This window comes from Serratia sp. CY47444 (genome assembly GCF_052168635.1).
Taxonomy (GTDB): Bacteria; Pseudomonadota; Gammaproteobacteria; order Enterobacterales; family Enterobacteriaceae; genus Serratia; species Serratia bockelmannii.
Window position 1 is genome coordinate 270,824 of the sequence record NZ_JBJNMH010000001.1, and the last position, 12,386, is coordinate 283,209.

The following is a 12,386-nucleotide window of genomic DNA, read 5'->3' on the forward strand; positions in this document are numbered from 1 at the left end:
GCCGGCCGGTGCGGCTGAGCTTAGCTCGAAAGCTGCTCGATAGTTTGCAGAATGCGCTTATCGGAGATCGGGTAAGGCGTGCCTAACTGTTGCGCGAACAGGCTGACGCGCAGCTCTTCTATCATCCAGCGCACCGCTTTTACTTCTTCCCCCTGCTGTCGCTTCGGCGGCAGCTTGTTCAGCCACTGCTGCCAGGCCTGCTGCACCTGCTCCACCCGCAACATCTGCGCGCGATCGCGGTGCGGATCAATAGCCAGTTTTTCCAACCGCCGCTCGATCGCCTGCAGGTAGCGCAGCGTATCCGGCAGGCGCTTCCATCCGTTGCCAGTCACGAAGCCGCGGTAAACCAGCCCGCCGAGCTGGGTCTTGATGTCCGACAGCGCCAGCGCCAACGACATGTCCACCCGGCCTTTCAGCCGTTTGTTGATGTTGAAGACCGCCGTCAGGATCTGTTCAACCTGCTTGGCCACCTCGACGACCGTGTCGTTCAGCTCGGCGCGGATCTGCTCCTGCAGCCGTGCAAAGTCTGCTTCTTGCCAGACCGGGCCGCCGTGTTCGGCGATCAGCTTGTCGATGCCGCACGATATGCAGTCGTCGATCAGCTCCAGCACCTTGCCGTACGGGTTGAAATAGAGCCCCAGCTTGGCTTTGTTCGGCAATTTCTCATGCAGGTATTTGATCGGTGAAGGAATATTCAACAACAGCAGACGACGCGTGCCCTGCCACATCGCCTGTTGCTGCTCGCTTTCGCTGTCGAACAGGCGGATCGCCACGCTGTCCTTTTCATCCACCAGCGCCGGGTATGCCTTCATCGAATAGCCGCCGCGCTTCTGCTCGTAAAACGCCGGCAATTGGCCAAAGCTCCAGACATGCAGGTTACTCTGCTCCAGTCCGTCATCGGCCACCGCCGACAGCGTCTCCTGCACCTTCTCTTTCAACTGCAGGCGCAAGGCGGCCAGATCTTTGCCTTCGCGCAGCGTCTGGTTTTTCTCGCCCACCACGCGGAAGGTCATCTTCAGATGATCGGGCACCTGATCCCACTGCCAGTCATCACGTGACACGGTCACGCCAGTCATGCGCCGCAGCTCGCGCTCCAGCGCGTCCAGCAGCGGCAATTCCAGCGCCGTTACGCGGCCAAGGAACGCCTCGGCGTAGTTCGGTGCCGGCACGAAGTTGCGACGCACCGGTTTCGGCAGCGACTTGATCAGCGCAATCACCAGTTCACGGCGGATGCCGGGGATCTGCCATTCAAAGCCCTGCTCCTCCACCTGATTGAGGATTGGCAGCGGAATGTGCACCGTCACCCCGTCGGCGTCGGTGCCCGGTTCGAACTGGTAGCTCAGCCGCAGCTTGAGGTTGCCCTGATGCCAGAAGTTCGGGTAGTCGAGCGCGCTGATCTTGTTGGCGCCGTCCTTGATCAGCATCTCTTTTTCGAAGTTCAGCAAATCCGGCTGCTGTTTGGCCGCGTTCTTCCACCAGCTGTCGAAATGACGGCCGGACACCACGTCGTTGGGGATGCGGCGATCGTAGAAGCCGAACAGCATTTCGTCATCCACCAGAATGTCGCGGCGGCGCGATTTATGCTCCAGTTCTTCCACCTCGGCGCGCAGCTTTTGGTTTTCGCGGAAGAAGGCGTGGCGCGTCTGCCAGTCTCCCTCTACCAGCGCATGGCGGATAAACAGCTCACGGCACAGCAGCGGATCGATGGCGCCGTAGTTGACCTGGCGCGCCGCAACGATCGGCAGACCAAACAGCGTGACCTTTTCGCTGGCCATCACCGCCCCCTGCGACTTCGACCAGTGCGGTTCGCTGTAGCTGTGTTTCACCAGGTGCTGAGCCAGCGGCTCGATCCATTCCGGTTCGATGCGCGCGGCGATGCGTCCCCACAGGCGGCTGGTTTCCACCAGTTCGGCCACCATGGTCCACTTCGGTGGCTTCTTGAACAGGCCGGAGCCGGGGAAGATCGAGAAGCGGGCGTTGCGCGCGCCGGTAAATTCCTGCTTGTCCGTATCCTTCTGGCCGATGTGCGACAGCAGGCCGGTCAGCAGCGCGGTGTGGACGCTGCGATAATCGGAAGGCGTGCTGTTGATCGGCAGCCCCAGTTCTTTCACCACCTGGCGCAGTTGGGTATAGATATCCTGCCACTCGCGCACCCGCAGGTAGTTGAGAAAATCGTTGCGGCACAGCCGGCGGAACTGACTGGAAGAGTTCGCCTTTTGCTGCTCCTGCAGATAATCCCACAGGTTGACGAACGCCAGGAAGTCCGAGTCTTTGTCGGCAAAACGGCGGTGTTTTTCATCCGAGGCCTGCTGCTTATCCATTGGGCGCTCGCGCGGATCCTGAATCGACAGCGCGGCGGTAATGATCATCACCTCGCGCACGCTGCCGCTCTTCTGCGCTTCCAACACCATGCGCGCCAGACGCGGGTCGATCGGCAACTGCGCCAGCTGCCGGCCCTGCGGCGTCAGCTGATAGTGGCCGTTATCGGCGGTGGTGATCGCCCCCAGCTCTTCCAGCAGGCGCACGCCATCCTGAATGTTGCGCTTGTCCGGCGCCTCGACAAACGGAAACGCGGCGATGTCGCCCAGCCCCAGCGAGGTCATCTGCAGAATGACCGACGCCAGGTTGGTGCGCAGAATTTCCGGATCGGTAAACGCCGGCCGCGAGAGGAAATCCTGTTCAGAGTACAGACGGATGCACACGCCCTCCGACACGCGGCCACAGCGCCCTTTACGCTGGTTGGCGGAGGCCTGCGACACCGGCTCGATCGGCAGGCGCTGCACCTTGGTGCGGAAGCTGTAGCGGCTGATGCGCGCGGTGCCCGGATCGATGACGTATTTGATGCCCGGCACCGTCAGCGAGGTTTCCGCCACGTTGGTGGCCAGCACGATGCGGCGGCCGTGGTGCGACTGGAAAACCCGGTTCTGCTCGCTGTTCGACAGGCGCGCATACAGCGGCAGCACCTCGGTGTGCGGCAAATTGAGGCGGTTCAAAGCGTCGGCGGTATCGCGGATCTCGCGCTCGCCGCTCATGAAGATCAGAATGTCACCCGGCCCTTCGCGCCCAAGCTCGTCCACCGCATCGAAAATCGCCTGCAGCTGGTCGCGGTCGGTATCATCGCCGTCGTCCACCACCGGGCGGTAACGCACCTCCACCGGGTAGGTGCGGCCGGAAACCTCGATGATCGGCGCATTGTTGAAGTGGCGCGAGAAACGCTGCGGATCGATGGTCGCCGAGGTGATGATCACCTTGAGATCCGGGCGCTTCGGCAGCAGTTCGCGCAGGTAGCCGAGAATAAAGTCGATATTCAGGCTGCGCTCGTGCGCTTCATCGATGATCAACGTGTCGTACTGCATCAGCAGGCGATCCTGCTGAATCTCCGCCAGCAAGATACCGTCAGTCATCAGCTTGACCAGGGTGTTTTCCCCCACCTGATCGTTGAAGCGCACCTTGTAGCCGACGCTGCCGCCGAGCGGGGTTTCCAGCTCGTCGGCGATGCGGTTGGCGACGGTGCGCGCCGCCAGGCGGCGCGGCTGGGTATGGCCGATCAGCCCTTTCACCCCACGCCCCAGCTCCAGACAGATCTTCGGCAACTGGGTGGTTTTTCCCGAGCCGGTCTCCCCGGCGACGATCACCACCTGGTTGTCGCGGACAGCATTTAAGATGTCCTGCTTTTTCTGGCTGACCGGCAGGCTTTCCGGATAGGTAATGCGCGGGCAAGACGCGGCGCGCGCCTGCACTTTTTGCCGCGCCGTCGCGATGTCGCTTTCCACGTCGGCGGCGACCGCCAGCTGGGCATCGGGATTTTTGATTTTTCGTGCGCCCTGCAGGCGACGACGCAGGCGTTGTTGATCGCGGAGCATCAGCTCGCCCAGTTGGGCCGGCAGTGCCTCGAGCGGAGATTTCACGTTCGGTGTTCCTTGTTTCTTCGCCGCCAAGGCCAGGCTTGGCAACGGTTTAATGTTTTTTTAGCGATTTTTTTGCTTTAGCCGCACAGCCTATCACAAACGGCTTTCTCCCCCTACTTCCGCGAGTAAAGCGTCGCCATGTCATTCAATAAAATTGAACGGAGATCTCGAAATATTGCGCTATCACTGTTGGGGGAATGTGAATAGCATGTACTTCATGCAAGGGACGCTGAGTCCTGATGTCACTGTCACAACGTAAGGAATTATCGATGAGCAACGTATTGGTTCTGAAATCAAGCATCCTGGCGACCTACTCTCAGTCTAACCAACTGGCCGATTTCTTCGTAGAGCAATGGAGCAACGCCCACAGCGGCGACACCATCACCGTGCGCGATCTGGCCGCACAGCCAATCCCGGTGCTGGACGGTGAACTGGTCGGCGCGCTGCGTCCTTCCGATGCTCCGTTGACTCCACGTCAACAAGAAGCGCTGGCCCTGTCGGACGAGCTGATCGCCGAGCTGCAGGCCAATGACGTCATCGTGATTGCCGCACCGATGTACAACTTCAACATTCCGACCCAGCTGAAAAACTATTTCGACCTGGTTGCCCGCGCCGGCGTGACCTTCCGTTACACCGAAAACGGTCCGGAAGGCCTGGTGAAAAACAAACGCGCCGTGATCCTGACCAGCCGCGGCGGCATCCATAAAGGCACCCCGACCGACCTGGTAGAACCTTACCTGCGTCTGTTCCTGGGCTTCATCGGCATCACCGACGTGGAGTTCGTCTTCGCGGAAGGCATCGCCTATGGCCCGGAAGTGGCGACCAAAGCACAGGAAGACGCCAAGGCGGCCCTGTCTCAGGTGGTTGCTGCCTAAGACCCTGCGCAGGGGCGCCGAGCCCCTGCCGGACAAGAGGCAAGTCCTGTCAAACCTGCACTACCCTCATAATAATCATCTATCCGTATCTTTTGGCGCGCCAGACGGCGCGCTTTTTTTATTTCTTCAGCCACTGCCCGTTGATGCCGCGCACATACTCGCCGCTCTGCGCCCGCGTCACCAGCTTCTGCCCGGCCATGCGCGCCACTTCGTCGACGGCGATATGGTTGCCGTTCGCCACTTCCTGATACTTCTCGGCGCGGCCGGCGTTGATGCGTTTCACCAGCGCCAGGGTTTCCGCGTCCTGCTTCACCGGCGCGATGTAGCCGCTCAGGGTTTCACCTACCCGCCCTTGCTGCTTCGCCTCATCCAGCGTCAACGCCATCGCCATGCCACTGAACAACCAGGCGGCGCCGGCCAGCCACAAATAACGTTTTTTCATGTCGGCTCCTAGAACAGACCGCTTTGGGTTTTCAGCAGGTTTTCGACGTCCTTATCCACCTTGATATGAATTTCATGCTCGATCTTGACGTTCATATTGATGGTGATCGGATCCTTCGGCGTCGCCACCTCGATGCGCGGCACGCAGCCGCTCAGCAGCGAAACGCACAGCACCGCTGCCAGCGTCGACACACTCATGATTTTCATTGTTGCTCCCCAGGTTGTGAGAGGGCCTGCTCCAGCCACTCCTGTAAATTGTCGCCGAAGCGCAAACTGCGCCACAGCTGAAACACGTTTTCCTGATGGCGATAGTTCAGGATCACCTCGCGCTTGGCGCTTTTCTGCGGGTTGATGCCGTCGATGCGCGCGCTCAGCGTCAACTCGCCCAGGTTGTCGAGATCGACCCGGGCATGCGAACGGTTGATTTCCATGTAGCGCAGCCAGTCGATCGCCGCGCCGGTCGCCAGGTTATTGCTGCCGATGGCGTCGGCCATGTCTTTGTCCAGGCGCAGCGTCAACGTGCCGGCGTTGGCGATCCAGCCGTTTTGCACCAACCACTTCGGATGGTTCAGGAACAGCGGCAGCTCGCCGTCGACCCGGCCGGACATGGCGAACTGCTTCGGTTTCAGGGCGGTAAACAGCGCGCTGAGATCGACCTTATCCAGCTTCAGCACCGCGGCGTCATGCTGCGGCAACCGCAGCGCCGACAGGCTGATATGCCCGTTGAGCATGTCCACGCCGACGTTGCTCAACGTCAGCGGCTGCCCTTCGCTATAAGGATAGGTGCCCTGCAGATCGGCGGAAATGTTCTGCATCTCGAACAGGTTGGTGAAAGACTTGATGCGCAGCGATACCGGCTGTTTAGCTCCCAATTGCCAGTGATGCTGCTTGAAACGGTACGACAGGATGAAATCCAGGCCGCTCATTTCGCCGTCTTTCAGCCACATGCCGCCGTTTTTCACCACCCAGTGGCCACCGGCCTCGAACCCTTGTTCACGGGCGGCGGAAAACGCCGACTGCGCGTAAAACTCGCCGTCGCGCAGCGTGAGATTGAGATCCGGTGCCAACAGCGGTTGGAAGACCTTCAGCGACTGTTTCGGCCACCAGCCTTCGCCGCGCAGACGTTCGCCGTCCCAACGGCCGCGCAGCGCGATCGGCCCGATCTGTTGCGCCTGCAGCTTGCCCTGCATCTGGAAACTGTCCGGCGAACGGCCGTTCACCTGCAGCGCCAGCACCGGCGCCGGCAGATAGCCACCGTCGCTGAAGCTGACCTTATCCGCCGCCAGCTGGAATTCGCCGTTGAACTGCGGGCTTTGTTCATCACGCTGCCAGCGCAGCGGCTGGTTGAGGCTCAAGCGCGGCGCGGCGACCGTCACCAGACCGTACTTCAATTTGTCGAAACCGGTGGAGAGCTTGTCGAGCACCAGCTCGCTGTCCTGCCAACGACCGCTGCCGGCGACGTCCCAGGCGGCCTGCAGCGGCGGCAACCGGCCGTTGCCCCAGTAACGCCACTGCCAGTCGCCCTTGTCCGGCCAGAAATCCTGCGCCTGGCCGTCCAGGTGGAGCTTGAAACGCCCCCAATAACTGTCGCTGGCGCTCAAAATCGCCTGCAGGCGGCCGGTGATGCCGGCGGCGGTCACCTTCACGCCGGCCAGCGGTAGACGCGCCTCTTCCAGCGTCATTTCCGGCGTCACTTTGCCCCACAGACGCAGCAGCGAACCTGGCTGCAGAACCAGCGTCGGGTTAAGAATGCTGCCGCCGATCACGCCCGGGATCGACGCGGTGGTGGAGAAATCGGCCAGATTGGCCTGCCCGGTCAGTTGGAAGCGCAGATCGCTGTCGGTCAACCCCACCTTGCCCGGCCCGAGGGTGAGCACCGCATTACCCTTGCCGTTGTGGCCGGCGGTGATCACGTTCAGCCGCGCGCTGATCTCCGTTTCATCCAATCCCTTGCTCCAGTCGTGCAGCGCGATGCTGAGGCCGCCGTTCAACGGCTGTCCGCTGTAGGGCCAACGCCACTCGCCCTGCTTGATGCTGACCCGCTGCGGGGTCACTTCCCACGGCAGCACCGCCAGCGGCCGATCGTCGCCTTTCTCGCTCACCGTCAACACGCCCTGCTGCTGTTGCCAGCGCATATCCAGCAAAACCGGTTTTTCCAGATAGGCCGTCTGCATTTCACCCTGCAACGCGCCCTGCTTCGGCAGGCTGGCCAGATCCAGCGGGAGAGTTATCTTACCGGCTAGGTGCAGCGGTTGCGCGCTGTTGGGCGGGACGACGGTCAGACTCTGCAACGTCAGCTGCTGTTTTTCATCCAGCCGCGCCTCGGCGCTGAGATTCGGTCCCCGATAATGCAGACGTTGCCCGTCGGGGCCGGAGGAAATCTGTAGCTTGCCGGCATAGCGCTGCCAGGGAATAAGCGTCAGATCATTAATGGTGAGATCCAGCGCCGGCAGTTGCCGCTGCAATTGATCGAGCGCGAGCGGCGCGCTGTTGGCGTCGCCGCCCGGCAGTTTTGACAAACAGGCGCTATCGACGCTGACCTTATCGCTCGACAGCTGCCAGCGGCCTTGGCGGTAAGCCAGCCGCGTCGGACCGACGTTGGCCAGCAGGCAATCTTGCGCGGTGAAACGTGCCCCCGGCAGCGCCAGGCCGCCTTGGCGCCAATGCAACTTGCCCTGTAACTCAAGTCGGCTTCCCGCCGGCAACCAATGCGATAACACCCCCGGCAGCCAGCGCGGCAAAGTTTGCCATAACGCCAGCACCAGAATTGCACAGCCCGCCACGGTCCCTATGAATACTTTCAATCGCCTGGTCATTAAATGATTGCTTCGTTCCTGAGTTAGGCATTGGTTAAGTCTATGCCTGAATTGACAATAATGATGGCACGAATTTGACATAGGGTGAAGCTGAGCGGGGTCGCAAAGGTGATTTGCACCTTTTTAGCGCAAACGTGTGCGAAGTTGTAGATTTTCGTTACATATACATCACATAAATAGGACGGTTTTCAGACTTTTGTTATTGTCGTTACCGTTGATGATTAATAGTCTTGCAACCATTCTAATAAAAGTTTAGCTGCTAGCTAACTGTGTACTAGAGAAGCCATTCCCCACACCCCCGTGGGGATTTTTTTGCCGCTAATTTCAAATCACGGCCTCAATAAAAGCCTGTACTATGCGGCTGTCGCTCGCTTTACGCCAGATAGCATAAATATCGCTGCGCATTTCATTCCCGCACTCGGTATACGCAACCTCCCGCTGTCGCGCCAGGCTCTCAGGGACAAACGCATACCCCAACCCCGCGCTTACGCAGGCGAATATCACGTCATAGCATTCCACCTCCAGCAGCGCGGCGGGGATCACTTGCTGCTTTTGCAGCCAGGCGTCCACCAGATGGCGATAGTGGCATTGACGCGAATAAACATAGAGATCGCTTTTTGCCAACAACGCTGGCTGATACGCCCCGCCAATGAAGACCAAACGCTCCTGAAAAGCACGCCGGCTCTGCAGCTGCGGATGTTCTATCGGCCCATCTGAAAACACCACGTCCAGAGTTCCTTTTTGCAATTGAAACTCCAGATCCAGCGAATAGCCCTGCACCACACTCAACTGAACGCGGCGGTTCTGCGCACGGTAATGTGCCAACTTTTGCGGCAGATGATGACTCAAGGCGATATCCAGCGCGCCAAGCTTCAGTTCACCCTGCACCGGATCCTGTTCAAGCTGCGCTCGCGCCCGCTCTTCGATAGCCAAAAAGCGCTTGGCTTTATGGTAAAGCGCCCGACCTTCCGGTGTGAGCGACAGTCGATTGCGCTCACGATCAAATAGCGTAACGCCACACGCCATTTCCAACTCTTTTAATTTCTTGGTCACGTTAGAGGGCACGCAAAACAGCCTCTCAGCCGCTGCCGTGAGACTCTCTGACTCAACCACCATGCAAAAGGTCACCAACTGAGCACGTTTCAACATCACAAGCCTTCACCAAAAATGAATAGCAACGGAACTTTATTTCACTTTTAGTCAACCATCAAGTCCGTAGAATCCTCGCAGTCAGCACATTGCTGCCGCCTGGAAATTCCAGTTTCATTATCGACTGAGGAAATAAACCATGATCACGCTCAATGTCTTTTTTCAGGTCAATCCGGCCAAGCGCCCCGCGTTTCTCAGCCTGCTCAACACCATGGTGCAGGAATCCAATAAAGAAACCGGCTGCTCTTTTTACCAGCTTTGGCAATGCCAGAACGATGAAAACAGCTACGCGCTGATCGAAAACTGGGACGATAAGGCGGCGCTTTCGGCACACCAGAAAACCCCGCATTGGGTCGCCTTTAACGATGCCGTCAACGGGTACTTGACCCATGACTACGATGAGCATCATTACACGGAAATCGCTCGCTAACATCGCGTGAACCGGCCCAATGCGGGCCGGTTTCATCCTCCTGGTTGACCGAACAAACCCCACGCTGGCCAAACCGCTAACCAATTGTCGAATTTACTAAAATCTGTTAAATTGATCACAAAATCACGGTGGAGAAACCACGATGAAATTGGCGATATACAGTACCAAACAGTATGACCGTAAATATCTCGAACTGGTGAATCAGCAGTTTGGCTATGAGCTGGAATTCTTCGACTTTTTACTCAGCAAAAAAACCGCCAAAACGGCCGCCGGTTGCAAGGCGGTGTGTATCTTCGTCAACGACGACGGCAGCCGTGAAGTGCTCGAAGAACTGGCGGCACTGGGCGTCGAGATCCTCGCCCTGCGCTGCGCCGGTTTTAATAACGTCGATCTGGACGCCGCCAAAGAACTGGGCATCAAGGTGGTGCGCGTGCCGGCCTACTCGCCGGAGGCCGTGGCAGAACACGCGGTAGGCATGATGATGTGCCTGAACCGCCGTATTCACCGCGCTTATCAACGCACTCGCGACGCCAACTTCTCGCTGGAAGGGCTGATCGGTTTTAACATGCACAACCGCACCGCCGGCGTGATCGGCACCGGTAAAATCGGCGTGGCGACGATGCGCATTTTGAAAGGCTTCGGCATGAAGCTGCTGGCCTACGATCCGTTCCCGAGCGAACAGGCGCTGGCGCTGGGCGCGGAGTATGTCGACCTGAAAACGCTGTACGCGCAATCCGACGTGATTACCCTGCACTGCCCGTTGACGCCGGAAAACCACCATCTGCTGAATGCCGACGCCTTCGCGATGATGAAAAACGGCGTAATGGTGATCAACACCAGCCGCGGCGCGCTGATCGACTCTACCGCCGCCATCGACGCGTTGAAGCAGCAAAAAATCGGCGCGCTCGGGATGGACGTCTACGAGAACGAACGCGATCTGTTCTTTGAAGACAAGTCTAACGACGTGATTCAGGATGACGTGTTCCGCCGCCTGTCGGCCTGCCACAACGTGCTGTTCACCGGCCATCAGGCTTTCCTGACCGAAGAGGCGCTGACCAGCATTTCGCAAACCACGCTGCAGAACATCAGCCTGTTGGATCGCGGCGAAGCCTGCCCGAACCAGCTGAACGCCTGAGCGTAACTTCGGGGCGCCCTTGCGGCGCCCTGTTTATTTGAGAGAACGCAATGAGAAAAACCACGGTGGCCGCCCTTACGACGCTGGTCCTAGGGGGATGCAGCATGAAACCACAGTCTACCGTCACACCCGGCGATCTGTTGCATCACAACTTCGTGTTGCAGAGCGTAGATGGTGAAGCGGCACAATCACGAACGGATGGCGGCCTGCTCAATTTGGAATTTGGCGAGAACCTGCATGTCTCCGGCGCGATGTGCAACCGCTTCTTCGGCCAGGGGCAGTTACGCGACGGCGTGCTGACGGTAAAACCGTTGGCCTCGACGCGCAAGCTGTGCCCTGATGAGCAGCGCAACCGCTGGGATCAGGTGATCGGCACCGTGCTCGAAAACGGCGCCGACGTGATGCTGAACGCGCAGCAACTGACGCTCAACGGCAGCGGCCACACGCTGGTTTATACCCTGCGCGACTGGGTGTATTGATCCGGGCCTGTCGCTGCGGGCTTACCCGGCGCAGCTGCCCAGGCCCAGCGTGCGTTCTTCGCACTGCTTGCCATTCGGCATTTGGCACATGCGCAGCGCTTCACCGTTCAGGTTATGCGCGATGGTAGTAACGCCACCGACCGCCGCGCAACCGGCGCTGGTCTGCAACGTATTGATTCTGGCACTGTTGCCCTGCTGTACTGGCTCTTCGTTATTGCTGCTGCAGGCGGCTAAAAGCAGCACGGCGCTGGCAAGCAACCATTTTGATGTCGTCATTATCCCACTCCTGAACCCGGAACTGCGCTGTGTAAAATCGCCATTGCTGATAACGCGCGTCACTTAGCGGACACGTTTCGCTATCTTTGATGCAAACTTGTTTAATCTAGCTCGATATATAAATAATGAAAATATATTCCAGCCATTATTTGTCATTTTTTTGCACCGGCCGGACATTTATTTTGTTTGCAGAATATTTCCGCCCCGGCGCGATACGCCAAACGTGACAGCGCCACCCTGTGCCTGGCCCCGGCTGCACGAAGAAAGTGATAACGTCACCGCTGCTGACGAAGAGATTTGTCCCGCGATATCGGTATTCATTATCTTCACGTGCTTTCAGTGAGACGACGCATTTTTTGCTACCGGAGAGGACGATATTTGCGTCTATGCTGGCGGCGCTAAGTAATTAGCATTCCACTATTTTCAGTGAATGATGGCTGAATTCTTCAACCGGCGCGACTTGCTGTCACGCCGGCCTTTTTTCACATTAAAATAACACTCAGTGCACCGAGGCTTTAGACAGTAAATTAATCACCAGCACGCCGGCAATAATTAATCCCATGCCGACAATCGCTGGCCAATCCAATTTTTGCTGGTAAACGAATACCGCGGCGATCGACACCAGCACGATGCCCATACCCGACCAAATCGCATACACGATGCCCAGCGGCATGCTCTTGACCACCATCGACAGCCCCCAAAAGGCCACGCCGTAACCCAGCACCACCAGCAGCGACGGCCACAGGCGGGTAAAGCCCTCGGAGGCTTTCAACATGGTGGTGGCGATCACTTCCGCGACTATCGCCATCGTCAAATACATAAATGCGCTCATGATTTTCTTCTGTCAGTTTGCCGATGCGCAATTATGACGCGCCGG

12 protein-coding genes are annotated in these 12,386 nt (G+C 58.6%); 4 read left to right on the forward strand and 8 right to left on the reverse strand.

Annotation, left to right across the window (positions count from 1 at the left end):
• Positions 1-20 precede the first annotated feature (20 nt).
• Positions 21-3,908: an ATP-dependent RNA helicase HrpA gene (gene hrpA, locus ACJ8IL_RS01200; protein WP_442516304.1), complete on the reverse strand. Its 3,888-nt coding sequence runs from the start codon at positions 3,906-3,908 to the stop codon at positions 21-23.
• A 269-nt stretch (positions 3,909-4,177) separates the two neighbouring features.
• Between hrpA and azoR the strand changes: the two genes are divergently transcribed.
• On the forward strand, positions 4,178-4,783 hold the full coding sequence (gene azoR, locus ACJ8IL_RS01205) for an FMN-dependent NADH-azoreductase (RefSeq protein WP_015377994.1): 606 nt from the start codon (positions 4,178-4,180) through the stop codon (positions 4,781-4,783).
• Here the strand turns inward: azoR and ACJ8IL_RS01210 are convergent.
• The 5 genes from ACJ8IL_RS01210 to ACJ8IL_RS01230 form a co-directional block, all read right to left on the reverse strand.
• A complete protein-coding gene (locus ACJ8IL_RS01210) occupies positions 4,780-4,917 on the reverse strand; it encodes a hypothetical protein (protein WP_127145959.1) in 138 nt (45 codons plus the stop codon). The two genes, azoR and ACJ8IL_RS01210, sit on opposite strands and share 4 nt — an antisense overlap.
• On the reverse strand, positions 4,902-5,225 hold the full coding sequence (locus ACJ8IL_RS01215) for a YdbL family protein (protein WP_025302978.1): 324 nt from the start codon (positions 5,223-5,225) through the stop codon (positions 4,902-4,904). Before ACJ8IL_RS01215 ends, ACJ8IL_RS01210 begins: the two co-directional genes overlap by 16 nt.
• A gap of 8 nt (positions 5,226-5,233) precedes the next feature.
• Positions 5,234-5,431 (reverse strand): YnbE family lipoprotein, encoded by a 198-nt coding sequence (locus tag ACJ8IL_RS01220; RefSeq protein ID WP_025302979.1) that lies wholly within the window; start codon positions 5,429-5,431, stop codon positions 5,234-5,236.
• Positions 5,428-8,040 (reverse strand): YdbH family protein, encoded by a 2,613-nt coding sequence (locus tag ACJ8IL_RS01225; protein WP_147823854.1) that lies wholly within the window; start codon positions 8,038-8,040, stop codon positions 5,428-5,430. The genes ACJ8IL_RS01220 and ACJ8IL_RS01225 overlap by 4 nt, the downstream gene beginning before the upstream one ends.
• Before the next feature lie 324 nt (positions 8,041-8,364).
• Entirely contained in the window at positions 8,365-9,189 is an 825-nt protein-coding gene (locus ACJ8IL_RS01230) for a LysR family transcriptional regulator (protein WP_080287156.1), read from the reverse strand.
• Positions 9,190-9,328: 139 nt separating this feature from the next.
• Between ACJ8IL_RS01230 and ACJ8IL_RS01235 the strand changes: the two genes are divergently transcribed.
• The 3 genes from ACJ8IL_RS01235 (at position 9,329) to hslJ (ending at position 11,233) form a co-directional block, all read left to right on the forward strand.
• Positions 9,329-9,619, forward strand: coding sequence for a putative quinol monooxygenase (locus ACJ8IL_RS01235; RefSeq protein ID WP_025302982.1), 291 nt, complete (start codon positions 9,329-9,331; stop codon positions 9,617-9,619).
• Positions 9,620-9,761: 142 nt separating this feature from the next.
• Positions 9,762-10,754, forward strand: coding sequence for a 2-hydroxyacid dehydrogenase (locus ACJ8IL_RS01240; protein ID WP_025302983.1), 993 nt, complete (start codon positions 9,762-9,764; stop codon positions 10,752-10,754).
• Between the two features lie 50 nt (positions 10,755-10,804).
• Positions 10,805-11,233 carry a heat shock protein HslJ gene (hslJ, locus tag ACJ8IL_RS01245; protein ID WP_043143628.1) on the forward strand — a complete coding sequence of 143 codons (429 nt, stop codon included), beginning with the start codon at positions 10,805-10,807 and terminating at the stop codon, positions 11,231-11,233.
• Between the two features lie 21 nt (positions 11,234-11,254).
• On the opposite strand, the gene ACJ8IL_RS01250 is transcribed toward hslJ, so the two are convergent.
• Positions 11,255-11,509 (reverse strand): DUF333 domain-containing protein, encoded by a 255-nt coding sequence (locus ACJ8IL_RS01250; RefSeq protein WP_015377999.1) that lies wholly within the window; start codon positions 11,507-11,509, stop codon positions 11,255-11,257.
• A 499-nt stretch (positions 11,510-12,008) separates the two neighbouring features.
• On the reverse strand, positions 12,009-12,341 hold the full coding sequence (ssmE, locus tag ACJ8IL_RS01255; RefSeq protein ID WP_025302985.1) for a multidrug efflux SMR transporter SsmE: 333 nt from the start codon (positions 12,339-12,341) through the stop codon (positions 12,009-12,011).
• Positions 12,342-12,386 lie beyond the last annotated feature (45 nt).